The organism is Pseudomonas sp. NBRC 111119 (assembly GCF_001320125.1).
Taxonomy (GTDB): Bacteria; Pseudomonadota; Gammaproteobacteria; order Pseudomonadales; family Pseudomonadaceae; genus Aquipseudomonas; species Aquipseudomonas parafulva.
Map to the genome: position 1 here is coordinate 1 of NZ_BCAV01000020.1, position 24,248 is coordinate 24,248.

Sequence of the window (24,248 nt, forward strand, 5' to 3'; positions counted from 1 at the left end):
CCGTCAACCGTTTATTTCGGTGTATTGGAATAATAACGGTTGTAGCCGGGCTGAGGCGGGCACCTGCACGCCGTCACCCACCCCTGCCCCGCCCCCGCACAACCCGAGGCAGAACCCTGGAAACCACAGGAACCCTCAATACCATCAGCAAGGCGCCCACACATGCATAGATCGCCCACTCCCTCAGGTCCGAACGCACGATCCACAAATAGTGCAGCAGCCCCAGGCCGAGTATCACATAGACCGAGCGGTGCAGCCTTTTCCAGCGGGCGCCCAGCCGGCGTTGGCTGTAACGGTTCGAGGTAACCGCTAGCGCCAGCAGCCCAATGAACCCGAGCGTACCCACAATAATGTAGGGCCGTTTGCGCAGCTCAACTGCCAGCTGCCCCCAGTCCAGCCCCAAGATGAAGAACAGGTAAGCCAGCATGTGCATCACGATGTAGGCAAATGCCCACAACCCCAACTGCCGCCGGATCACCACCCAGCCCGCCCAGCCGGTGATTTTCTGCAGGGGCGTCATGCTCAGCGTCACCAGCAGGAATGTCAGCGCACCAAGCCCAAGACGGTCCATCAAGATCTTGCCTGGGTCAGGGCCCAGCAGGTTCATCGCTGCCTCATACAGCCACCAACCCGGGAACAGGCAACCCACCGCGAAAATGGCCAGGCGTAACCAGGGGTAGCGCATCAGTAGTTCTTCCGCAGGTCGAGCCCGGCATACAACGACGCCACTTCATCGGCATAACCATTGAACATCTGTGTCTGCCGTACATTCGGGCTGAACAACCCGCTGGGCAGCCGCCGTTCACGCGCCTGGCTCCAGCGAGGATGATCCACGGTGGGGTTCACGTTGGCGTAGAAGCCATATTCATCGGGTGCGAGCCCTTCCCAGGTGGTGCCCGGCTGTTCGGCTACCAGGCTGATACGCACGATCGACTTGATGCTCTTGAAACCGTACTTCCACGGCACGACCAGGCGCAGAGGCGCACCGTTCTGGTTGGGCAGCTCACGGCCGTACATGCCGACCGCAAGAATCGCCAGCGGGTGCATTGCCTCATCCAGGCGCAGCCCTTCCCTGTAAGGCCAGTCGATCAGGGCGAAGCCGGACCGCTGCCCAGGCATGTGCTCCGGGTCTTTGAGTGTTTCGAAGCGCACGAAACGCGCTTTGGACGTTGGCTGCACCTGCTTGAGTATCTGGGCCAGCGGAAAGCCCAGCCAGGGTATGACCATCGACCATGCCTCCACGCAGCGCAACCGATAGATACGTTCCTCGAGCTGGTAGGGTTTGACGAAGTCTTCCAGTGCATAGCGCCCAGGCTTGGCCACCTCGCCATCGACCACGATGCTCCAGGGCTCGGTTTGCAGGCTGTCGCCATTGGCCGCCGGGTCACCCTTGTCAGGGCCGAACTCATAGAAGTTGTTGTAATGGGTGGCGTCCTTGTAAGGCGTGATCGCCTCTGCGTCAGCCGTTACTGCCTGCCAGCGGGTATCGGGCAGTTTGTCGGTGAACCACCCTGGCGCGCTTCCGGCCTGGACATCGGCATAGCGCGAGGCTTCGGCCGCGCTCGCGCCGCGCGGCAAAGCGCCCAGGGCCAAGCCAGCCAGCGAACCGCCAACAAGCGCACGACGAGAAAGGTAGATGCCTTCGGGTGTGATCTCCGATGCCTTGCACTCGGAAGACCTGGGAAGCTTGATAAGCATGAGCGGCTCCACAGCACTGGATTACGGATATACCAGTAGGACTATGGAGCCGGAGGGTTATTCCATCATTAAATGTTTGTCACGCCTTTCGCCGGCGTGCCCGCAGCAGGAACTGGATCGGCCCCGAGGCGGCATAGGCGAGGAAGATCAGCAACAGAATGCGCGGCGGGTCACTGAATACCACGGCAAACACCAGCACCACGGCAAGGATGGCCACGAATGGCACACGACCTTTCAGGTCCAGTTCCTTGAAGCTGTTGTACTTGATGTTGCTCACCATCAGCATGCCAGCAGCAGCCACCAGCAGCGCCACCAGGAACGAGAGCTTGGAGCCCTGGATACCATAGTCGCTGAAAGCCCAGACGGTACCGGCAACCACACCTGCAGCCGCCGGGCTGGCCAGGCCGATGAAGTAACGCTTGTCGGCCGTGCCCACCTGTGTATTGAAGCGCGCCAGGCGCAGCGCAGCGCCGGCCACATAGATGAAGGCGACCATCCAGCCGACCTTGCCCATGTCACCCAGTGCCCAGCCGAAGGCGAGCAGTGCCGGGGCCACGCCGAAGGCGACCATGTCGGACAGCGAGTCATACTCGGCGCCAAAGGCGCTTTGTGTGTTGGTCATGCGGGCCACGCGGCCATCGAGGCCGTCAAGCACCATGGCGACGAAAATCGCGATGGCGGCGAATGCGAAATACTTGCTCGCTTCGCGCGGGTCACCGGCACTGAGCGCGCTCTGGGCGCTCATCGAGCTGATGATGGAGTAGAAACCGGCAAACAGGTTGGCGGTGGTGAACAGGTTGGGCAGCAGGTAGATGCCACGGTGGCGCACCTTGCGCCCTTCGGCGTCATGCCCTTCTTCAACGTGCTCATCGACAGGTAGCAGGCTTTCGGCGTCGGAGGGCTTGTTCGGCTCTTCGGGACGTTCGCTCATGGAGGGTACCTTGCAACAGGGTGGAAAAGGTTCGACACGGGCCTGCTAAACAGGTTCTGACGGCAGGCCACTGGTCTGCTTTATACCAGAAGCTGGCTGCCAGAACGAAAAAACGCGGCCGAGGCCGCGTTTTTTAATCATTCGACAAACCTTAGTTCTTGGTCTTGTCGACGATTTTGTTAGCCGAGATCCACGGCATCATCGAACGCAGTTGCTCGCCGATGATTTCGATGCCGTGAGCGGCGTTGTTGCGGCGCTTGGCGGTCATCGATGGGTAGTTGGTAGCACCTTCGGAGATGAACATCTTCGCGTATTCGCCGTCCTGGATGCGCTTGAGTGCATTGCGCATGGCCTTGCGGGATTCTTCGTTGATGACTTCCGGGCCGGTGACGTACTCACCGTATTCGGCGTTGTTGGAGATCGAGTAGTTCATGTTGGCGATGCCGCCTTCGTACATGAGGTCAACGATCAGCTTCAGTTCGTGCAGGCACTCGAAGTAGGCCATTTCAGGCGCGTAGCCTGCTTCGACCAGGGTTTCGAAACCGGCTTTGACCAGCTCGACGGTACCGCCGCACAAAACAGCCTGCTCGCCGAACAGGTCGGTTTCGGTCTCGTCCTTGAAGGTGGTTTCGATGATGCCGGTACGGCCACCACCTACGCCCGAAGCGTAGGACAGGGCAACGTTCTTGGCATTGCCGGAGGCGTCCTGGTAGATGGCGATCAGGTCAGGGATACCGCCGCCCTTGACGAACTCGGAACGCACGGTGTGGCCTGGTGCCTTCGGCGCGATCATGATCACGTCGAGGTCTGCACGCGGAACAACCTGGTTGTAGTGGATCGAGAAGCCGTGGGAGAAGGCCAGGGTAGCGCCCTTCTTGATGTTCGGCTCGATTTCGTTCTTGTACAGCGCGCCCTGGAACTCGTCCGGGGTCAGGATCATGACCAGGTCAGCCGCAGCGACAGCGGTGGCAACGTCGGCAACTTTCAGGCCGTGGGCTTCAGCCTTGGCAACGGTAGCCGAACCTTTACGCAGACCGACGGTAACGTCTACACCGGAGTCCTTCAGGTTGCACGCTTGTGCGTGGCCCTGGGAACCGTAGCCGATGATGGCGACTTTCTTGCCCTGGATGATGGAAAGGTCGCAGTCTTTATCGTAGAAAACTTTCATGAAATACCCCTGGTTATATCTCGGCCCCTGCGGAGCCATCGCTAATTTGTTGTTGAATTCAGATGCTGAGCACTTTGTCGCCACGGGCGATGCCGGTAACGCCGCTGCGCACGGTTTCGAGAATCGATGCGGTGCCGATGGCCTGGATGAAGCTGTCCAGTTTGTCGCTGGTCCCACTCAGTTGCACGGTGTACACACTGGCAGTGACATCGACGATCTGGCCACGGAAGATATCCGTGGTGCGCTTGATCTCGGCACGCTGGGCACCGGTGGCCTTGACCTTGACCAGCATCAGTTCGCGCTCGATATGGGCGCTTTCCGACAGGTCGACCAGCTTGACCACCTCGACCAGCTTGTTCAGGTTCTTGGTGATCTGTTCGATCACTTCATCATGGCCAACGGTGGTCAGCGTCAGACGCGACAATGTCGGGTCTTCGGTCGGCGCCACGGTCAGGCTTTCGATGTTGTAGTTGCGCTGGGAGAACAGGCCGACCACTCGGGACAAGGCACCGGGTTCGTTTTCCAGCAGCAGGGAAATGATATGCCGCATATCAGGTACGCTCCGTCTTGCTCAGCCACATGTCACGCATCGAGCCATCCTTGATCTGCATCGGATAGACGTGCTCGCTGCGGTCGATCGCGATGTCGATGAACACCAGGCGATCCTTCATCGCGAAGGCTTCCTCGAGCTTGGGCTTGAGGTCCTTCAGGCTGGTGATGCGGATACCCACGTGGCCATAGGCCTCGGCCAGCTTGATGAAGTCAGGCAGCGACTCGACATACGAGTGGGAGTGACGACCGTTGTAGGCCATGTCCTGCCACTGGCGCACCATGCCCAGCACGCCGTTGTTCATGTTCACGATCTTGACCGGCAGGCCATACTGCATGCAGGTGGACAGCTCCTGGATATTCATCTGGATGCTGCCTTCACCGGTAACGCAAGCCACGTCCTGGTCGGGGAAGTTGAGCTTGATCCCCATCGCCGCCGGGAAGCCAAAGCCCATGGTGCCCAGGCCACCGGAGTTGATCCAGCGGTTAGGCTTGTTGAAGCGATAGTACTGGGCAGCGAACATCTGGTGCTGGCCCACGTCAGACGTCACGAAAGCATCGCCGTTGGTCACTTCGCACAGGGTCTGGATGACCTTCTGCGGCTTGATGACGTTGCCATCGCCCTTGTCGTACGGGAACAGTTCGCCATCACCGCGCCATTCGTCGATCTGCTTCCACCAGGCATCCAGCGAGGCCTTGTCGGGCTGCTCGCCGATTTCCTTGAGGATACCGAGCATTTCGCCCAGCACGCTGTCGACCGGGCCTACGATAGGCACATCGGCCTTGATCATCTTGGAGATCGAGGCAGGGTCGATGTCGATGTGGATGATCTTGGCGTTCGGGCAGAACTTGGCCGGGCCGTTGACCACACGGTCGTCGAACCGCGCACCGACTGCAAAGATGACGTCGGCATTGTGCATGGCCATGTTGGCCGTGAAGCTGCCGTGCATACCGAGCATGCCGAGGAACTGGCGGTCGGTACCCGGGAAGCCGCCCAAGCCCATCAGGGTGTTGGTGACCGGCAGGTTCAACGACTTGGCGATTTCCGTCAGGGCCTCAGAGCCACCACCCAGAATCACACCGCCACCGGCATAGACGATCGGGCGCTTGGCCGCCAGCAGCATTTCTGCAGCCTTGCGGATCTGCCCGGAGTGCCCACGGACGGCCGGGCTGTAGGAGCGCAGCTTGACCTTCTTCGGGTAGACGTACTCGAACTTTTCAGCCGGGTTGGTCATGTCTTTTGGAATGTCGACCACGACCGGGCCTGGGCGACCGGATTGCGCCAGGTAGAACGCCTTTTTCAGAATCTCCGGGATCTCGGTGGGGTTCTTGATCATGAAGCTGTGCTTCACGATAGGCCGCGAGATACCGATCATGTCGGTTTCCTGGAAGGCATCGGTACCGACCATGGTGCTGGGCACCTGGCCAGACAGGATGACCATCGGGATCGAGTCCATGTAGGCCGTGGCGATGCCGGTGATGGCATTGGTCGCCCCCGGGCCGGACGTTACCAGCACCACGCCGGCCTTGCCGGTGGCGCGGGCGTAGCCGTCCGCCATATGGGTTGCCGCCTGCTCGTGACGAACCAGGATGTGCTCGACTTCCGGTTCTTTGAACAGCGCGTCATAGACATGCAGGAGAGCACCACCAGGGTACCCGTAGATGTGCTTAACGCCTTCGTCACGCAAGAAGCGGACGACCATCTCAGCGCCAGATAAAAGCTCCACGTTGTTCACCTCTAAAACGCCAGAATACCGCCCCAACCGGGCGGGTCTTAATAGGTTTACTGCCAAGCAGAGCATGAGCGAACGTCAGCACTGACTGAGCAAGTATTGGGAGCCCCCAGAGTGTTGCGGGGTTTTCCCACCCAGCGCGAGGTAACGCGTTGCGGGGTGTAACAGGTCGGCGCGGGTGTGCGCCTCATGATCTGCTTAGCGGGTCTGCTTCTGGCAGTCCCTCTAAAGCGGAGATTGGATTCTTGTGATTAAGCGCCTACAAGTCAAGAAAAATTATTGCCAATTTTTCCTCAAGATGAATTCCTGCCACCACTAAAAATCTCTTAAGCAGCAGAAACAATAAGATTTCCATAAAAAAGGGCCACAATCTGCGGCCCTTGAAGGAAAATTGGAAGAAATCAGGCTTTAGCAGCGATCAATTGGTCAAACACTGCCAGCAGCCGGCGCAGCTCCCGGCTTTGCTCGGGCCGGTCGGCAAACACGGTTTCGGCCATTACCAGAATGCCCGAGGCGTTGGGCAGCGGGTGGCCCAGCTCGATGATGATCTTCATGCGAGGCAGGAAAATCCATTGCATCCACTGCTCGAAGCTCAGGGTATCGACGGCGAACGGTACCGTGCTCTCCAGTGCCTCGTCACTCGGCGCTTCATCGCCCCACCAGCCCTGCACCTGCATTTCGCGCTCGATCAGCATCAGGTGATCAGCGATGTCGAGCACCCGCTGCTCGACTGTCACGAACTCACCCGCGCTTTCTGCCGCGCCAATGCAGCACCGGCACTGTCACCCTGCTTGTCGCGGGCCTGGGCAATGGTGTTCCACAACTCGGCCTGCAGGCTGGGGCGGCCATTGGCGTACGTCAGGGCGCGACGGGCCAGCTGCTCGGCTTGCGCCGCATCCCCCTGCGACAGACGCACCTGCGCCAGGCGGTAGAGCACCTGCGGCTCGCGCGGTGCAATGCGCTGCGCCCGCTCCAGGCTCGAGGCGGCGCCGTTGAAGTCGCCGCTGCCCTGCTGCGACTGGGCGGTGGTCAGCAAGGCCAGTACGGGGCCGTCCAACTGCTCGTCAGCCGAAAGCCCGCCACTGGTACTGCTGCGCGGGATGCCGGTCGGCGCGCTGCTGGCCCTGGGGGCGCTCATCGACGCGATGTCGAACGGCTCGTCGGCGATCGGGTTGGGGTCGGTGGCCACGGGCGCCGAGGCAGCCGGCTCCGAAGTGATCGGCCCTGCCGAAACAGGCCCGGTGCTGATGGGCGCTGCACCGTTGGAGGCCGGGAAGGTCTGGATGCCAGAGGCACCCGCGCCCTGCGGGATCATCACGGTGACCCCGGAGTCTTCAGGCAGGGTTTGCGCTTGCGCGGTGCCCGCGTTGTAGCCGCCGGTCGGGCGTTTGGCCGTGACGCGTTCGCTATTGGATACGCGGGTACTGGAATCGACCACCGGGATATTGCCACGCGGGACGCTGGCGCACCCCTGGAGCACTGCCAGCGCCGTCACGGCAGGAAACAGCCACTTGTTCACGTCACACCTCTTCAATGCAGCCTGTGCTTAATTCATCCAGCCCTTGACCCAGTCCATGACCGACTCAGCCGGATTCTGCTCGCCGCCACAGGCCGCGCCGGCGGGCGGTTCGCTCCCGCGAATATACGGCATCTGCACCGCTCCCGGACAGCTGCTATCCGACCCCTGGCCGCTGTTGGGGTCGATCCACGCCTGCACCACGTTGTCGGGTTGGGGCATGTCCAGAGGCAGCGGGTCCGCCTTCTTCATGAAGCTGGTCCACACCTGCAGCGCACCCGTGGCACCTGTGAACGGGGTCTTGCCATTGTCGTCACGGCCCATCCATACCACCGCCAGCAGGTCCTGGCTGAAACCGGAGAACCAGCTGTCACGGGAATCGTTACTGGTACCGGTCTTGCCGGCCAGGGTCAGCGTACGCGGCAGGGTGTTGTACACCGAGCGGCCAGTACCTTCGCGCATCACCCGCTGCATGGCGTTCTGCACCAGGTAGATGGCCGCCGGGTCGAAGGTTTGCTGGATCTGGAACGGGTAGCGCTTGAGCGGTTCGCCCTCAGCCGTGAGCACGCTGCGGATACCGCGCATTGGCGTGTTGAAGCCACCGTTGGCAATGGTCTGGTACATGGTCGCCACCTGCACCGGCGACATGCCGCCAGCGCCCAGCAGCATCGCGGGGAATGCCGGCCAGTCAACATCCACCCCGAGGCGACCGATGGTCTTGATCACGTTTGGCACGCCTACTTCCAGGCCAAGCTTGGCGGTGGACAGGTTGTAGGAGTTGGCCAGGCCCTGGTACAGGTAGATGGTGCCGTGCGGACGCCGGTCGTAGTTTTGTGGGCGCCATACCTGGCCGTTGGCGGCTTTGACCGAGAACGGCTCGTCCTGCACCCAGCTGGTGAGCGTGTACTTGCTGGGCTGCTCCAGCGCGGTGAGGTACACCGCCGGCTTGACCAGTGAGCCGATCGGGCGCACCGCATCGATCGCCCGGTTGAAGCCGGCGAAGCCCGCCTGGCGGCTGCCGATCATCGCCTGCACCTCACCGGTTTCCGGGTTGGTGACCACCATCGCCGACTCCACCTCATCGGCACCCTTGCGCCCGGCCAGGCGCTTGAAGGTCTCGTTCATCGAGGTTTCGGCCTTCATCTGCAGGATGGGGTCGAAGCTGGTGAAGATCCGCAGGCCTTCTTCGGTCAAGTCCTCATCGCGGTAATCCTGGCGCAGCTGGCGCTTGACCAGGTCCAGGAAGGCCGGGAACGAGCTGTCGGCCAGGCTGCCGCGTGCGGTCACACCCAATGGCATCTTTTTCGCGGCATCCACTTCGGCCTGGCTGGCTACACCCTGTTCGGCAACCAGGTCGAGTACCAGGTTACGCCGGGCCAGTGCGCGGTCCGGGTAACGGCGCGGGTTGTAGTAGGACGGCCCCTTGACCATGCCAACCAGCAGCGCGATCTGGTGCAGCTTGAGCTCCGACAGCGGCTGGCTGAAGAAGAACTGGCTGGCCAGGCCAAACCCATGCACCGCACGCTGGCCGTCCTGGCCGACGAACACCTCGTTGAGGTAGGCCTCGAGGATTTCACGCTTGTCATAGTGCAGCTCAAGCAGCATGGCCATCATGGCTTCGGTGAGCTTGCGGCTCAGGCTGCGCTCGCTGGTGAGGTAGAAGTTTTTCACCAACTGCTGGGTGAGGGTACTGCCGCCCTGGCGCATCGAGCCGGACGAAGTATTGACCCACATGGCCCGGGCGATGGACTTGGGCGACACACCGAAGTGGCTGTAGAAGTCGCGGTCCTCGGTGGCCACCAGGGTTTCGACCAGGTACTTGGGCACCTGGTCGATCTTGATCAGAATGCGGTCTTCGAGGTTTTTCGGGTAGATACCACCGATCATAAGCGGCTCCAGGCGCACCACGTCAACGGCCTTGCCGTTGGCGCCGGACAGCCCCGCCACATAGTCGCCGGAGAACCGCACCCGTACGAACTGTGCAGGCTCCATCCCCTCATAGAACTGGAAGCCACGGGTATTGAGGTCGACGGTGTTGCCGTTGACCGCTGCCGCGCCGGGGCCATTGGCGGCACTTTCACGACGGTAGCCCAGTGCATCGAGCTCGGTCAGGAAGTCGTCCTTGCTCAGCTTCTGCCCGGTGAACAGCTCCAGTGGCCGGGCATACACCTTGGCCGGGATCGTCCAGCGCTTGCCAGAAAACTTTTCCTGGACGACAGCATCGAGGTAAACCGCGAAGCCGGCGACGATCACCAGGGCCACCAGGCTGAGCTTCAAGGCCCAGCCCAGCCAGGCACGGGAGCGGCCGGTCGGGCGTTTTTGAGGGGTACGGGGATTTCGGGTTCGAGTCATGGCGGCGGATTATACGCACTTTACGGAGGCTGGGCAGACGGCCCGGCGGTAGGCAGGGACGGCACCATTGACCATAATGGCGCATTCGAATTCCCTGCCCCCGGAAGGATTGCCCGTGAGCCAAGCCCTGATCAATGCGCTGCAGAACCCCGCCCTGTACCCCCACCCCGTGGAGGGGTTCCAACTCATCGAGACGCATATCTCCTGGGTGCTGCTCACCGGCGAGTTCGCCTACAAGATCAAGAAGCCGATGAACTTCGGCTTTCTCGATTTCACCGGCCTGGACCAGCGCCAGCATTTTTGTAACGAAGAATTGCGCCTGAACCAGCGCCTGACCGAAGGCCTGTACCTGGACGTGCTGCCCATCACCGGCTCTGCCGAGGCGCCCCACCTGGGCGGGGAAGGCCAGGCTATCGAATATGCGCTGAAAATGCGCCAGTTCCCCCAAGGCCAGATGTTGTCCACCCTGCAAGCCAATGGCGAACTGACCGCCGAGCACATCGACCAGATGGCCCGTCAAATCGCTGAATTCCACCTGCAAGCCCCACGGGTACCGGTTGATCACCCACTGGGCACCCCAGACAGCGTCATGGCGCCCGTGGAACAGAACTTCGAGCAGATTCGCCCGTTCCTGAGTGAAGCGGCCGACCTGCAGCAGCTAGACGCCCTGCAAGCCTGGGCGCGCAGCAGCTTCGATCGCTTGCACGGCCTGCTGGAGAAGCGCAAGGCCAATGGCTTCATCCGTGAGTGCCACGGCGATATCCACCTGGGCAATGCCACCTTGATCGACGGCAAGGTGGTGATTTTCGACTGCATCGAGTTCAACGAGCCTTTCCGCCTGACCGACGTCTATGCCGACACCGGTTTCCTGGCCATGGACCTTGAGGACCGTGGGCTCAAGAGCCTGGCACGGCGCTTCATCAGCCAGTACCTGGAGCTGACTGGCGATTACGAAGGCCTGGAACTGCTCAATTTCTATAAAGCCTACCGTGCGCTGGTAAGGGCCAAGGTCGCCTTGTTCAGCATGCCTGCCGATGCCACCGGCGTGCAGCGCGCAACCACCCTGCGCACCTACCGCAATTACGCCAACCTGGCCGAAAGCTACAGCGCCATCCCTTCGCGCATGCTGGCCATCACCCACGGTGTATCGGCGGTGGGCAAAAGCCACGTCGCCATGCGCATGGTCGAAGCCCTCGGTGCCGTGCGTGTTCGTTCGGACGTAGAACGCAAGCGCCTGTTCGGTGAACAGCAGCAGGCGTCTACCGGCCAACTGAGCGCCGGCATCTATGATCAAGAGGCCAGTGCAGCCACCTATCAGCGCCTTCACCAGCTGGCCGCCACCATTCTGCGCGCAGGCTTCCCGGTGGTACTGGACGCCACCTACCTCAAGCGCGAACAACGCCAGGCTGCGGCGGAGGTGGCCAGCCAGACCGGCGTGCCGTTGCTGATCCTGGATTGCCAGGCGCCGGAGGCGGTGATCGCCAGTTGGTTGCAACAGCGCCAGGCCGATGCCAGCGACCCGTCGGACGCCACCCTGGAGGTGATCAAGGCCCAGCAGGCCAGCCGCGAGCCGCTGGACGCCCAGGAAGCCGGGCACAGCATGCCCGTCGATACACAGGTTGGCAGCAGCATGGACCAGGTGATCGAGCAGATCCGCCAGCGCCTGCCAGGGCTCTAACCGCCCAATGCCCCTCGCCGGTACCGATGCCGGCGAGGCATCCCACGCAGCCTTGGCAAAAGGCCGCGCATTTTTCATCCCCCGCTACACTGCTCATTGACCTGCTCGCGATTTATCCACAGGACCCGTTCAGCCATCGCAAGGAGGCTTGATGAACGATGAGTTGCAGCACCTGAAAAACCTTGGCAAAACCTCTGCCCAATGGCTGCATGCAGTCGGCATCCACAGCGTATCCGACCTGCGCAGGCTCGGTGCAGTTGGCGCATATCAAGCGGTAAAGACACGAGGTTTTCGTGCATCCAAGGTGCTGCTGTACGCCATCGAGGGGGCTTTGCTGGACATGCACTGGAACGACCTGCCCCCTGAACGCAAGGAAGCCCTCAACCGCCAACTGGATGCCAAGGCCCCCGCACAAAAAAAAGCAAAATAATCGCAGAAAGGGGATTGACGCTGTAATGAGAATCGTTATGATTATCACAACTGGTCGCGAGACTGGTTGGATAACCTCAGAGCCCCTGGTTCGGACTCTCAGATTATCTCCTCATCAGGCTAATCACGGTTATTGACCCGGCACTTTGCCGGGTCTTTTTTTGCCCAGGATTTTTCAAAGCTGCCTACCCGGCAACGGATCAATCACCTACCGGGCAATGATCAGGGGATGCCCCCGCTCAGGATGCGCCTGCACCAGCACGTCGATCCCATATACCGCCTTCAATGCGGCCGGTGTCAGTACGGCCTGCGGCGTGGAGAATGCATGGCAGCGCCCCTGCTCCAACAACAGGATGCGGTCGCAGTAGCGCGCCGCCAGGTTGAGGTCGTGCAGAATCACCAGCACCGCCGCCCCTTGGTCGGCGAAGCGGCGCACCGCATCCAGCGTGGTGTGCTGGTGCAAGGGATCGAGCATCGATGTGGGTTCATCGAGCAACAGGGTGGCGCCCTCCTGCCCCGGCCATAATTGCGCCAGCACGCGAGCAAGGTGCACCCGCTGGCGCTCGCCGCCCGACAGCGCCAGGTAGCTGCGATCGAGCAGGTGCAAGGCATCTGCAGCCTGCAGCGCTGCCTCGACGATCTGCGCGTCTTGGCGTTGCCCGGTAGCATGGGGCAGGCGCCCCATGGCCACCACTTCGTCCACCCTGAAGGCAAAGCCCAGGCTGGCGACCTGGGGCAACACGGCCAGCCGTTGTGCGCGAGCCTGCCCAGGCCAGTCGCGCAGCGCCCTTCCCTGCAAGGTCACGTGGCCACGGTCAGGCTGAAGCTCGCCGCACAGCACGCTCAGCAGGCTGCTCTTGCCCGCACCGTTGGGGCCGAGTACACCGACCACTTGCCCAGGCAGCAACTGCAGGTCAATGCCGTGCAACACCGGCTGGTCGCCCCGGCGCAGGTACAGGCCCTCGACTTGCAGCATCAGGTGCGCCCCCTAATCAGCAGAACCAGAAAAAACGGCGCACCAATAAAGGCGGTGACGATGCCGATGGGCAGTTCCGCTGGGGCGAGCAACAGTCGCGCAACAAGGTCGGCCAGCAACATCAGCACACCGCCTGCCAGCAGTGAAGCGGGCAACACCACGCGGTGATCCGGCCCTGCCAGCAGCCGCACCAGGTGCGGCACAACCAACCCAACGAACCCGATCAGCCCCGCCGCAGCCACGGCTGCCCCGACGCCCAGCGCCGTACAGAACACCAGCTCGCGCTTCAGCCGCTCCACATCGATACCCAAATGGCGAGCCTCCGACTCACCCAGCAGCAATGCGTTGAGCGCCCCGGCCCGGCGCGGCAACCACACCGCCACGGCGACAGCCACCAGCAGCAACGGCCATACCCGCTCGTAGCTGGCGCCATTGAGGCTACCGAGGTTCCAGAACGTCAGGGTGCGCAGGGTGGCGTCGTCTGCCAGGTAGCTGAACAGCCCCACGGCAGCCCCCCCGAGCGCCGTCATCGCGACGCCGGCCAGCAACATCGTGGCCACGCTGGTCTGACCGTCGCGTCGCCCCAGGCGATATACCAGTGCAGTGACGGCCAGCCCTCCCAGAAACGCACAGAGCGACAGCAGGTATGGGGCCAGCGCCTCTGGCATGCCCCCCAACCAACTGCCACCAACGATGGCCACCGCCGCACCTACCGCAGCCCCCGCCGCCACACCCACCAGCCCCGGGTCCGCCAACGGGTTGCGGAAAAGCCCCTGCATGGCGACCCCCGACAATGCCAGCACTGCACCCACTGCCAGGCCGAGCAGGGTACGCGGCACACGGATTTGCCCAAGGATCATCTGTGCTTGCTGCAGACCGTCCTCGGCGATGGGCAAACCCAGCAGGCGCAGGCCCGCGCGCAGGGTGTCCAGCAGGGGCAGGCTGACAGGCCCCAGCGCCAGGGACAGCCACACCGAGAGCAGGCACAGCACGCCCAGGCAGACGAACAGGGTGCGGGGCCGAACACGCGGCCTCATGGGTTGGAGGGGGTTGGAGTTGCCGGGTAGAACGCGGTAGCCAATGCCTGCAGCGTGCTTGGCAGCCGCGGCCCCAACCCTCCCACGAGCAAGGTCGGGTCCAATGACACCAGGCGTTTCTCACGCACAGCGCGTGAAGCGGCCAGTGCCGGGTTTTCTTTCAGCAGGGCTTGCAGAGCCTGCTCATCGGCAAGCGCGCGGTCGGAGAACACGATCACATCCGGGTCCAGGGCTGCCAACGTTTCGTTGGAAAAGTTCTTGTAACCCTGGTGTTCTGCCAGGTTGCGCCCGCCCGCCTGAGTCAGTACCCAGTCCCCCGCAGTGCCTTGCCCTGCAACAAGCGGCTTGGCCCCGGCATGCCCGACCAACAGCAACACACCCGGTGCCGGCCGCCCGGCCTGGGCGTCACGCACCCGCGCGTGAAGTGCCTCGAGCTGCTGACGGTAGTTTGCCGCCAAGGCCTGCGCCTGTGCCTGCGCACCCAGTAACTGGCCGAGCCGCGCGAGGTTCTGGTCCACCGCCTGTACCTCAGCCTTGCTTGAAAACAGCTCAACCTGCACACCCGCCTTGCGGATTTGCGTCAGCACCGGCGGCGGGCCCATTTCTTCGGTGCCTACCAGTACATCCGGGCGCAGGCTCAGGATGCCTTCAGCAGACAACTGCCGCTGATACCCTACACTCCGTAGCGCCTTCAACGACGCCGGGTGCTGGCTGGTGGTATCCACACCCACCAGGTGTGCCTCTGCGCCCAGTGCGCTGATCCACTCGCTCAAGGCCCCACCAGCGCTCACCCAGCGTTGGGGCAATTCAGCCGCCAGCCCATGGCCAGAAAACACAAGGCCAGCGCACAGGGCGAGCGGAGCAAATAGAAAGCGCATCATCGGTTTCCTTTCAAAGGCTGGCCACACGCCTTGTAGCGCGGGGCATTACTGCGCACCATAGGCGGCCGGACGCAGCGACAACTGGCCATTTGATAATGGTTCGCATTGAAGCGTCAAGCCACCTTCTGTATCACGAGCTTTTCGCCATGCATTACCTTTGCCCCTCCCAAGGACTGGCCGAAGGCCAAAGCCGCGCTTTCAGCGTAGACGACCTGCTGTTGCTGGGTGTGCGACGACAAGGCCAGGTCTACCTGTACCGCAACAACTGCCCGCACCGGGGCATACCGCTCAACAGCCTCAAGGAGACCTTCCTCGATGACAGTGCCAGCCTTATCTATTGCACGCACCATGGCGCACTGTTTCTGATCGAAACCGGCGAATGCGTGGCCGGGCCCTGCGAGGGCGAGCAATTGCAGGCCCTGGGCTGCGTGGAAAACAGCCAGGGCATCTGGCTCAAGGTGTGAGCAGCACCGGCAGGGGGCGGTCGATGACAATGCCTTCGGCGTCCAGGCGCGTGCCATAGGCCAGCACCTCCACCCCGCCGGCTACCGCCGCCTGCAGCGCTTCGGCGTAGGCTGCATCGATTTCCCGAGCCGGGCGCACCGCATCAATGCCGGTCAGGTTGACGCAATAAAGCTGCACCGCCCGAATGCCTTGCCGGGCAAGGGTGGCCAGCTCGCGCAGATGCTTGGCACCCCGCTGGGTCACCGCGTCCGGGAACGCCGCCGTTGTACTGTCGGGATAGCCCAGGGTGACGCTTTTCACTTCGACATAGGCCGGTGCGCCTTCAAACTCCAAGCGAAAGTCGATGCGGCTGCCCTCGTCGCCATAGGCCACTTCCCGGCGCAAGGCGGTGAACCCGGCCAGTTCCACGATGGTGCCTGCACGCAGGGCCTCTTCCACCAGCCCGTTGGCGCGCCCAGTGTTCACGCATGCCAGGCGGCCCTGGGGTGTTTCGCTGATTTCCCAGGTGCCTGGCAACTTGCGCTTGGGGTCGTTGGAGCGGCTGAACCACACCCGCCCACCTTCAACCATGCAATTGAGCATGGAGCCCGTGTTCGGGCAGTGGAGGGTCATCAGCTCGCCACTGGCTGTTTCGATATCCGCCAGAAACCGCTTGTAGCGGCGCAGCAGGCGGCCTTCTTCGAGTGCTGGAGAAAACCGCATCAGCCTTGCCAGCTCTGCAAGCCACGGGCGATGCGGTGCACGGCTTGTTCCAGACGCGCCAGGTTCTGGGTGTAGGCAAAGCGCACGTGATGGCCGGCCAGGTGGCGACCAAAGTCCAGCCCCGGCGTGAAAGCGACGTGCTCGGTTTCCAGAAAATGCCGACAGAAGGCGAATGCATCCCCACCGAACGCGCTGATGTCGGCGTACAGATAGAACGCGCCCTGAGGTTCAACGGCAATGCCGAAGCCCAGTTCACGCAATGCCGGCAGCAGGTAATCCCGCCGCCGGGCAAACTCGGCGCGGCGCGTTTCGAAAATGGCCAGGGCTTCGGGTTCGAAACATGCCAGTGCCGCATGCTGAGCCATGCTGGGCGCACTGATGTAGAGGTTCTGCGCCAGTTTCTCGAGGTCGGCAACGGCCGCCGGCGGCGCAACCAGCCAGCCAAGGCGCCAGCCGGTCATACCGAAATATTTGGAAAAACTGTTCAGCACGAACGCCGAGTCATCCACCTCCAGCACGCTTGCGGCATCCATACCGTAGGTCAGGCCATGGTAAATCTCGTCCACCACCAGGTGCCCATGGCGCTCGCGTGTGGCACTGGCCAGGCTGGCCAGTTCGGCACGGCTCAGTACCGTACCGGTTGGGTTGGCAGGCGACGCCACCAGGGCGCCCACCGTGTTCTCGTCCCAATGCTGGTGCACCAGCCCCGCCGTCAACTGGTAGTTCACCTCTGGCCCCACGGGCACCAGCTGCGCCGCGCCCTCGACCAGGCGCAGAAAGTGGCGATTGCAGGGGTAGCCCGGGTCTGCCAGTAACCAGTGTTTGCCGGGGTCTACCAGCAAGCTGCTGGCCAGCAACAAAGCACCCGAACCGCCTGGGGTGATCAGGATGCGCTCGGGGTCGATGCTCAGGCCGTAACGCTGGCCATAGAAGCCGGCGATGGCCTGTCGCAGTGCGGGCAGGCCACGGGCCGCCGTGTAGCGGGTATGCCCCGCTGCCAGGGCCGCCTGGCCGGCCGCGACGATGGGGGCGGCCGTGGTGAAGTCCGGCTCGCCGATCTCCAGGTGGATCACATCATGGCCCTCTGCCTGCAGCTCGTTGGCCCGAGCCAGCAGCGCCATGACATGGAAGGGTTCGATGGCGCGGCTGCGCGCACTGTAGGGGTGAGCCATGTCCTTCTCTCAATTGCAGACTAAACTGCAGATTCTACCCCTGTGAACGATCGAACGTCCTGCTCGCGCAGCTGTCAGTAAGCAGGATCGGGCGGGGTAGCGCACCCCCGATCTATCTGGTAAGTTCGGCGGCTCGCAGTCGCAGGGCCGGCGGTCGCCGGAGACGGAGCATCCTGCGCATTGGATCAGATGAGTGAGAGGCGGTCTATTCATGTCCACCGTAGAAAAGCAAAAAACCGGTCAAACCATGTACGGTGTCGAGCCCTATAAAGAGACCAAAGGCGAAGAGTACATGGGCGAGCCCATGCGCATGCACTTCACCAAGATTCTCACTGGCTGGAAGCAGGAGCTGATGATCGGCGTCGACAAGACCGTCGACCATATGAAGGAAGAGGCAGCCAACTTCGCGGACCCTGCAGACCGTGCATCCCAGGAAGAGGAATTTGCCCTGGAACTGCGCAACCGCGACCGCGAGCGCAAGCTGATCAAGAAAATCGACAAGACCCTGCAAAAGATTCAGGACGAAGAGTACGGCTGGTGTGAATCCTGCGGCATCGAAATCGGCCTGCGCCGTCTCGAGGCCCGCCCGACCGCCGATCTGTGCTTCGACTGCAAAGAAATTGCCGAGAAGAAGGAAAAGACTGTCGGCAAAGGCTGACCGTCTTTTCATCCGAACAGGGCGCATCATGCGCCCTGTTTCATTTATATGCCCAGCCAGACCATGACCGACTCCCGATACATTGGGCGCTTCGCCCCAACGCCCAGCGGTTTTCTCCATTTCGGCTCGCTGGTGGCTGCCCTCGCCTCCTGGCTCGACGCACGTGCAGTCAACGGCCGCTGGCTGCTGCGCATGGAAGACACCGACCCCCCAAGGGAAATGCCCGGCGCCCGCGATGCCATCCTGCAGACCCTGGAGCGTTACGGCCTGGAGTGGGACGGCGAAGTGGTATTCCAGAGCGAGCGGCATGAGGCTTATGCCAATGTGGTTGACCGCCTGTTCAACATGGGCCTGGCGTATGCATGCACCTGCTCGCGCAAGCAGCTGGAAGGCTACAACGGCATTTACCCGGGCTTTTGCCGTAACGCCGGGCACAGCCGCGAGGGCGCGGCCATCCGGCTGCGCGTACCCGAGCTGATCTACCGCTTCACCGACCGGGTACAAGGGCCGTTCCAGCAGCATCTGGGCCGTGAGGTGGGGGACTTCGTGATCCAGCGCCGTGATGGCTTGTACGCCTATCAACTGGCCGTGGTACTGGACGATGCCTGGCAGGGGGTGACCGACATCGTGCGCGGTGCCGACCTGCTCGACAACACCCCGCGCCAGCTTTACTTGCAAGAGTTGCTGGGCTTTTCGCAACCGCGCTACCTGCACATTCCGCTGATCGTGCAGCCGGATGGGCACAAGCTGGGCAAGTCGTACCGCTCGCCGCCATTGCAGGCCGAGCAGGCCACCCCGCTGTTGCTGCGGGCGCTGCGGGCACTGGGGCAAGAGGCGCCCCCTGAACTGCTGTTGGCCACACCGGCGCAGGTGTTGGCAGTGGCCCGCGAGCAATGGCGGCCGCGGGCAATCGCGCAGCGGACCACGGTGCCCGAAGCGGATTTACACTAGCCGGCCATGTGCTTCCGCGGGGGCGCGTTCGCCCGCGAACGGCCCGCCACACGCAAGCCACACAGAAATCAAAAGCCCAGCAAATTCAAACCCTTGGCTAACTCCATCGATTCCCGCTAGCATCCGCCCAGCCATTTGCGCCAATAATAGGTTCACGCCCTCAGCGCCCAACCCTCGAGGCCAGCATGTACATCTATCGTTTGGTCCTGCTTCTGGTCGTGGGGATCTACCTGTTCTCCCCGGCCATCATGGACTGGTGGATCGAACCGACCGGAGCCTGGTACCGCCCCTACCTGCTCTGGCTGATCCTGATCGTCGTCACCTTCATCCTGCAGAGCCAACGAGATGCCGATGAGCTTTAGCCTCACCCAGATGATCCTGATCAGCGCCGGCTACCTCATGGTGCTGTTCGGCGTGGCCTGGGTCAGCGAGCGGGGGCTGATCCCGCGCTCGATCATCCGCCATCCACTGACCTACACCCTGTCGCTGGGCGTCTACGCCAGCGCCTGGGCGTTCTACGGTTCGGTGGGGCTCGCCTACCAATACGGTTATGGTTTTCTGGCCTGTTACCTGGGGGTTTCGGGGGCATTCCTGCTGGCGCCGGTGCTGCTGTACCCGATTCTGAAGATCACCCGCACCTACCAGCTGTCTTCGCTGGCCGACCTGCTGGCGTTTCGTTTCCGCAGTACCTGGGCGGGCGCCCTCACCACCGTCATCATGCTGATCGGCGTACTGCCATTGCTGGCCCTGCAGATCCAGGCGGTGGCGGACTCCATCAGTATCCTCACGGGTGAACCGGTCAAGGCCAGGGTAGCCCTGGCATTCTGTGCACTGATCACCTTGTTCACCATTTTTTTCGGCTCACGGCACATTGCCACCCGCGAAAAGCACGAAGGCCTGGTGTTCGCCATCGCCTTCGAGTCGGTGATCAAGCTGCTGGCCCTGGGCGGTATCGGCCTGTACGCCCTGTATGGCGTGTTCGGTGGCCCGCACGGGCTGGAAGTGTGGCTGCTGCAGAACCAGACGGCCCTGGCCGCCCTGCATACACCGCTGCAGGAAGGCCCATGGCGCACCCTGCTGCTGGTGTTCTTCGCCTCGGCCATCGTCATGCCGCACATGTACCACATGGCGTTTACTGAAAACCTCAACCCGCGCTCGCTGGTCAGCGCCAGCTGGGGCCTGCCCCTGTTCCTGCTGCTGATGAGCCTGGCGGTGCCACTGGTGCTGTGGGCTGGTCTGCGCCTGGGGGCCAGTACCAACCCGGAATACTTCACCCTGGGGCTGGGCATTGCTGCCAATAACCAGGCCCTGGCGTTGCTGGCCTATGTGGGCGGATTGTCGGCGGCCAGTGGCCTGATCATCGTCACGACCCTGGCGCTGTCGGGTATGGCCCTCAACCACCTCGTATTGCCGCTGTACCAGCCGCCGGCCGAGGGCAACATCTACCGCTGGTTGAAGTGGACTCGCCGGGCGCTGATCGTTGCCATCATCACCGCCGGCTTCATGTTCTACCTCACCCAGAGCAACCACCAGAGCCTGGCCAACCTCGGCATCGTCGCCTTCGTCGCCACCTTGCAGTTCCTGCCAGGCGTGCTCTCGGTGCTGTACTGGCCTACGGCCAACCGTCGCGGGTTCATTGCCGGGCTGCTGGCCGGCACCCTGGTGTGGATGGGCACCATGCTGTTACCGCTGCTGGGTAACCTGCAAGGCTTCTACATCCCGCTGCTGGACATGATCTACGTACTGGATGACACCAGTTGGCACATGGCCGCCATCGCTTCGCTGGCCGCCAACGTGCTGCTGTTCACCTTGATCTCGCTGTTCACCAACGCCAGTAACGAAGAGATGGGCGCGGCCGAAGCCTGCGCCGTGGACAACGTACGCCGCCCTCAGCGCCGCGAGCTGCACGCCGCCTCCCCGCAGGAATTCGCCACCCAGCTGGCCAAACCCCTGGGTGCCAAGGCCGCGCAAAAAGAGGTGGAGCAGGCGTTGCGCGACCTGTACTTGCCGTTCGACGAGCGCCGTCCGTATGCCCTGCGCCGTTTGCGCGATCGCATCGAGGCCAACCTGTCAGGCCTGATGGGGCCGAGCGTGGCCCAGGACATGGTCGAGACGTTCCTGCCCTACAAGTCCGGTAACGATAACTACGTGACCGAGGACATCCACTTCATCGAAAGCCGGCTCGAGGACTACCACTCACGCCTCACCGGCCTTGCCGCCGAACTCGACGCCCTGCGCCGCTACCACCGCCAGACCTTGCAAGAGCTGCCCATGGGCGTCTGCTCGCTGGCCAAGGACCAGGAGATCCTGATGTGGAACAAGGCCATGGAGGAACTGACCGGCATCGCCGCCAAGCACGTGGTGGGCTCGCGGCTGATCACCATCGACGAACCCTGGCGCGGGTTGCTGCTGGGCTTTATCAACGTCCCCGACGAACACCTGCACAAGCAGCGCCTGGCCCTCGATGGCCAACCGCGCTGGCTGAACCTGCACAAAGCTGCCATCGACGAGCCGCTGGCCCCGGGTAACAGCGGCCTGGTGCTGCTGGTGGAAGACCTCACCGAAACCCAGGCGCTGGAGGACAAGCTGGTGCACTCCGAGCGCCTGGCCAGCATCGGCCGCCTGGCGGCGGGTGTGGCGCACGAAATCGGCAACCCGATCACTGGCATTGCCTGCCTCGCCCAGAACCTGCGCGAAGAGCGCGAAGGCGACAGCGAAATCATCGAGTTGTCCAGCCAGATCCTTGAACAGACCAAGCGTGTCTCGCGCATCGTGCAGTCGCTGATGAGCTTTGCCCATGCGGGCGGCAGCCACCAGAACAGCGAGGAGCCCGTGTGCCTGGCGGAGGTGGCGCAGGACGCGATTGGCCTGCTGGCCCTGAACCGGCGCAATTTCGAGGTGCAGTTCTTCAACCTGTGCGACCCGGACCACTGGGCCGAAGGCGACCCACAGCGCCTGGCGCAGGTACTGATCAACCTGCTGTCCAACGCCCGTGATGCTTCGCCGCCCGGCAGCGCCGTGCGGGTGCGCAGTACCGCGTGCGAGCACACCGTTGACCTGATCGTCGAAGACGAAGGCAGCGGTATCCCGAAGAACATCATGGACCGCCTCTTCGAACCGTTCTTCACCACCAAGGACCCGGGCGAGGGAACCGGACTGGGGCTCGCGCTGGTCTATTCCATCGTGGAAGAGCATTATGGACAAATTACCATCGACAGCCCGGCCGACACCGAACGGCAACGTGGCACACGGATCCGCGTGACCCTGCCCCGGCATGTCGTAGCGACGTCCCCTGACATTCGAGACCGTCGAGAGAATTGAATCAATGCCGCATATTCTGATCGTCGAAGACGAAACCATTATCCGCTCGGCCCTGCGTCGCCTGCTTGAGCGGAACCAGTACCAGGTCAGCGAAGCCGGCTCGGTGCAGGAAGCCCAGGAACGCTTCAGCATTGCCACCTTCGACCTGATCGTCAGCGACCTGCGCCTGCCCGGCGCCCCTGGCACCGAGCTGATCAAGCTTGGGCAGGGTACCCCGGTACTGATCATGACCAGCTACGCCAGCCTGCGCTCGGCCGTGGATTCGATGAAGATGGGTGCGGTCGACTATATCGCCAAGCCGTTCGATCACGACGAAATGCTCCAGGCCGTAGCACGCATCCTGCGCGACCGGCAGAACGCCCCGGCACCTGCACCGGTGGCTGAGCCACGGCCCGCGGCCGGCAAGGCGGCGGCCGCAGACAAGAGTGCAGCGGCCTCGGCCAATGGCGAGATCGGCATCATCGGCTCGTGCCCGCCGATGCAGGACATGTTCAGCAAGATCCGCAAGGTGGCACCCACCGATTCCAATGTACTGATCCAAGGTGAATCAGGTACCGGCAAAGAGCTCGTTGCCCGCGCCCTGCACAACCTGTCGCGCCGCGCCAAGGCACCGATGATTTCGGTGAACTGCGCCGCCATCCCCGAGACGTTGATCGAGTCCGAGCTGTTCGGCCACGAAAAAGGCGCGTTCACTGGCGCCAGCGCCGGCAGGGCTGGCCTGGTAGAAGCGGCGGACGGCGGCACACTGTTCCTTGATGAAATCGGCGAACTGCCCCTGGAAGCCCAAGCCCGCCTGCTGCGGGTGCTGCAAGAAGGTGAAATTCGCCGGGTGGGTTCTGTGCAATCGCAGAAGGTGGACGTTCGCCTTATCGCCGCCACGCACCGTGACCTGAAGAACCTGGCCAAGGCCGGCCAGTTCCGTGAAGACCTCTATTACCGCCTGCACGTTATCGCCCTGAAGCTGCCAGCCCTGCGCGAGCGCGGCAGCGATGTGAACGAAATCGCCAGTGCCTTCCTGGCACGGCAAAGTGCCCGTATTGGCCGTGACGACCTGCAGTTCTCGCCAGAGGCCGAGCAAGCCATCCGTCATTACAGCTGGCCGGGCAACGTGCGGGAGCTGGAAAACGCGGTCGAGCGGGCGGTGATCCTCAGCGAGAGCCCGGAGATCTCCGCAGAGCTGCTGGGCATCGACATCGAGTTGAGCGACCTTGAAGAAGATGAACTGCTGGACAACGCACTGGCCGTTGCCAGCGCCGGCAATGCCAGCCATGAGCCTACCGAGGACTTGTCACTGGAAGACTACTTCCAGCATTTCGTGCTGGAGCACCAGGACCACATGACCGAAACCGAGCTGGCACGCAAGCTTGGGGTCAGCCGCAAGTGCCTGTGGGAACGCCGCCAGCGCCTGGGCATTCCGCGGCGCAAGAGCAACGCAACCAGCGAGTGACCCCATCATCGCGGGTGCTTGCCGGGTATGCTCCCCGATAGGCACTCGCGACGTTCGCCCCCTGCGGGCCCTGTCCCCACACTACCCACCGTAAAAATCTGTTACCCACCCCCTGCCGACGTAACAGTAACGAGGCGTTCGGTAACGAAATTTCTACATTTCACCCGCCCCCGCTCCCCGCGAAAAACCCCAACCCCCCGTGTTTACTGGCGCTGCCAAAGTTGGCACGGCTCCTGCTATATGCTTAGTACAAAAACAATAACAAGCACTGCAACCCACAATAAGAACAAGACGAAACGGCTCACGCACAATAAGAACAAGACGGCGGAGGCGCAGCTAACTGATTCTTTTGGAGAGGATGGATGTTTGGGGCTTGCCCCACGATCAGGCAGAGAACAACAAAAACTGCACTAAAAAGCAGCGCCTGAACTGATTGGATCGACAGATCAACATGGCATCAGCGACCAAAGCAATCCGTTTGCTCTTTACCCCTGGTTTAGGGGTAGTCCACAAGCTTCGAGCTTGATGGCAGGGCACTCAACAAAAACAAGAAGCCCGTACAAAAACAATAAGAGCACGCAACG

At 62.4% G+C, this 24,248-nt stretch carries 22 protein-coding genes; 8 read left to right on the forward strand and 14 right to left on the reverse strand.

Annotated features, from left to right (window positions below):
* Positions 1 to 73 precede the first annotated feature (73 nt).
* From msrQ to mrcB, 9 genes are all read right to left on the reverse strand, one after another.
* A complete protein-coding gene (gene msrQ / locus APH25_RS08410; RefSeq protein WP_060481606.1) occupies positions 74 to 685 on the reverse strand; it encodes a protein-methionine-sulfoxide reductase heme-binding subunit MsrQ in 612 nt (203 codons plus the stop codon).
* Entirely contained in the window at positions 685 to 1,698 is a 1,014-nt protein-coding gene (gene msrP / locus APH25_RS08415; protein ID WP_060481607.1) for a protein-methionine-sulfoxide reductase catalytic subunit MsrP, read from the reverse strand. The genes msrQ and msrP overlap by 1 nt, the downstream gene beginning before the upstream one ends.
* 79 nt (positions 1,699 to 1,777) lie before the next feature.
* Positions 1,778 to 2,629, reverse strand: a complete 852-nt coding sequence (pssA, locus tag APH25_RS08420; protein WP_028632592.1) for a CDP-diacylglycerol--serine O-phosphatidyltransferase — start codon at positions 2,627 to 2,629, stop codon at positions 1,778 to 1,780.
* Between the two features lie 151 nt (positions 2,630 to 2,780).
* Positions 2,781 to 3,797, reverse strand: a complete 1,017-nt coding sequence (gene ilvC, locus APH25_RS08425; protein ID WP_003250043.1) for a ketol-acid reductoisomerase — start codon at positions 3,795 to 3,797, stop codon at positions 2,781 to 2,783.
* A 58-nt stretch (positions 3,798 to 3,855) separates the two neighbouring features.
* Positions 3,856 to 4,347 (reverse strand): acetolactate synthase small subunit, encoded by a 492-nt coding sequence (gene ilvN / locus APH25_RS08430; RefSeq protein ID WP_003250040.1) that lies wholly within the window; start codon positions 4,345 to 4,347, stop codon positions 3,856 to 3,858.
* A gap of 1 nt (position 4,348) precedes the next feature.
* Complete coding sequence (locus tag APH25_RS08435; RefSeq protein ID WP_028632593.1) at positions 4,349 to 6,073, reverse strand: acetolactate synthase 3 large subunit; 1,725 nt, start codon at positions 6,071 to 6,073, stop codon at positions 4,349 to 4,351.
* 407 nt (positions 6,074 to 6,480) lie between these two features.
* Positions 6,481 to 6,816 (reverse strand): YqcC family protein, encoded by a 336-nt coding sequence (locus APH25_RS08440; protein WP_028632594.1) that lies wholly within the window; start codon positions 6,814 to 6,816, stop codon positions 6,481 to 6,483.
* The gene (locus APH25_RS08445) at positions 6,813 to 7,598 is read right to left on the reverse strand and encodes a M48 family metallopeptidase (RefSeq protein ID WP_060481608.1); all 786 of its coding nucleotides are present in this window, start codon (positions 7,596 to 7,598) and stop codon (positions 6,813 to 6,815) included. Before APH25_RS08445 ends, APH25_RS08440 begins: the two co-directional genes overlap by 4 nt.
* Before the next feature lie 27 nt (positions 7,599 to 7,625).
* Positions 7,626 to 9,947, reverse strand: coding sequence for a penicillin-binding protein 1B (gene mrcB, locus APH25_RS08450; RefSeq protein ID WP_028632596.1), 2,322 nt, complete (start codon positions 9,945 to 9,947; stop codon positions 7,626 to 7,628).
* A gap of 115 nt (positions 9,948 to 10,062) precedes the next feature.
* Between mrcB and APH25_RS08455 the strand changes: the two genes are divergently transcribed.
* A complete protein-coding gene (locus APH25_RS08455) occupies positions 10,063 to 11,625 on the forward strand; it encodes a bifunctional aminoglycoside phosphotransferase/ATP-binding protein (protein ID WP_060481609.1) in 1,563 nt (520 codons plus the stop codon).
* A 151-nt stretch (positions 11,626 to 11,776) separates the two neighbouring features.
* Positions 11,777 to 12,055: a TfoX/Sxy family protein gene (locus APH25_RS08460; RefSeq protein ID WP_060481610.1), complete on the forward strand. Its 279-nt coding sequence runs from the start codon at positions 11,777 to 11,779 to the stop codon at positions 12,053 to 12,055.
* 207 nt (positions 12,056 to 12,262) lie between these two features.
* On the opposite strand, the gene APH25_RS08465 is transcribed toward APH25_RS08460, so the two are convergent.
* The 3 genes from APH25_RS08465 to APH25_RS08475 are packed head-to-tail and all read right to left on the reverse strand — an operon-like array spanning position 12,263 to position 14,948.
* Positions 12,263 to 13,030, reverse strand: coding sequence for a heme ABC transporter ATP-binding protein (locus tag APH25_RS08465; RefSeq protein ID WP_060481611.1), 768 nt, complete (start codon positions 13,028 to 13,030; stop codon positions 12,263 to 12,265).
* Positions 13,030 to 14,013, reverse strand: coding sequence for an iron ABC transporter permease (locus APH25_RS08470; RefSeq protein WP_177331163.1), 984 nt, complete (start codon positions 14,011 to 14,013; stop codon positions 13,030 to 13,032). Before APH25_RS08470 ends, APH25_RS08465 begins: the two co-directional genes overlap by 1 nt.
* A 50-nt stretch (positions 14,014 to 14,063) precedes the next feature.
* Positions 14,064 to 14,948: a hemin ABC transporter substrate-binding protein gene (locus tag APH25_RS08475; RefSeq protein WP_060481613.1), complete on the reverse strand. Its 885-nt coding sequence runs from the start codon at positions 14,946 to 14,948 to the stop codon at positions 14,064 to 14,066.
* Between the two features lie 146 nt (positions 14,949 to 15,094).
* On the opposite strand from APH25_RS08475, the gene APH25_RS08480 reads away from it, so the two are divergent.
* Complete coding sequence (locus APH25_RS08480) at positions 15,095 to 15,412, forward strand: Rieske (2Fe-2S) protein (protein WP_028632602.1); 318 nt, start codon at positions 15,095 to 15,097, stop codon at positions 15,410 to 15,412.
* Here APH25_RS08480 and sfsA read toward each other — a convergent pair.
* On the reverse strand, positions 15,402 to 16,115 hold the full coding sequence (sfsA, locus tag APH25_RS08485) for a DNA/RNA nuclease SfsA (RefSeq protein ID WP_060481614.1): 714 nt from the start codon (positions 16,113 to 16,115) through the stop codon (positions 15,402 to 15,404). The two genes, APH25_RS08480 and sfsA, sit on opposite strands and share 11 nt — an antisense overlap.
* A complete protein-coding gene (locus tag APH25_RS08490; RefSeq protein ID WP_060481615.1) occupies positions 16,115 to 17,287 on the reverse strand; it encodes a pyridoxal phosphate-dependent aminotransferase in 1,173 nt (390 codons plus the stop codon). The genes sfsA and APH25_RS08490 overlap by 1 nt, the downstream gene beginning before the upstream one ends.
* Positions 17,288 to 17,498: 211 nt before the next feature.
* On the opposite strand from APH25_RS08490, the gene dksA reads away from it, so the two are divergent.
* The 5 genes from dksA to APH25_RS08515 all read left to right on the forward strand — a co-directional run bounded on the left by dksA (position 17,499) and on the right by APH25_RS08515 (position 23,664).
* Positions 17,499 to 17,945, forward strand: a complete 447-nt coding sequence (gene dksA, locus APH25_RS08495) for an RNA polymerase-binding protein DksA (protein ID WP_028632605.1) — start codon at positions 17,499 to 17,501, stop codon at positions 17,943 to 17,945.
* Positions 17,946 to 18,008: 63 nt separating this feature from the next.
* On the forward strand, positions 18,009 to 18,896 hold the full coding sequence (gene gluQRS, locus APH25_RS08500; RefSeq protein ID WP_060481711.1) for a tRNA glutamyl-Q(34) synthetase GluQRS: 888 nt from the start codon (positions 18,009 to 18,011) through the stop codon (positions 18,894 to 18,896).
* 185 nt (positions 18,897 to 19,081) lie between these two features.
* Positions 19,082 to 19,258: a hypothetical protein gene (locus APH25_RS25460; RefSeq protein ID WP_003250005.1), complete on the forward strand. Its 177-nt coding sequence runs from the start codon at positions 19,082 to 19,084 to the stop codon at positions 19,256 to 19,258.
* On the forward strand, positions 19,242 to 22,217 hold the full coding sequence (locus APH25_RS08510; RefSeq protein ID WP_177331160.1) for a sensor histidine kinase: 2,976 nt from the start codon (positions 19,242 to 19,244) through the stop codon (positions 22,215 to 22,217). Before APH25_RS25460 ends, APH25_RS08510 begins: the two co-directional genes overlap by 17 nt.
* Before the next feature lie 4 nt (positions 22,218 to 22,221).
* On the forward strand, positions 22,222 to 23,664 hold the full coding sequence (locus APH25_RS08515; protein WP_060481617.1) for a sigma-54 dependent transcriptional regulator: 1,443 nt from the start codon (positions 22,222 to 22,224) through the stop codon (positions 23,662 to 23,664).
* Positions 23,665 to 24,248: the final 584 nt, after the last annotated feature.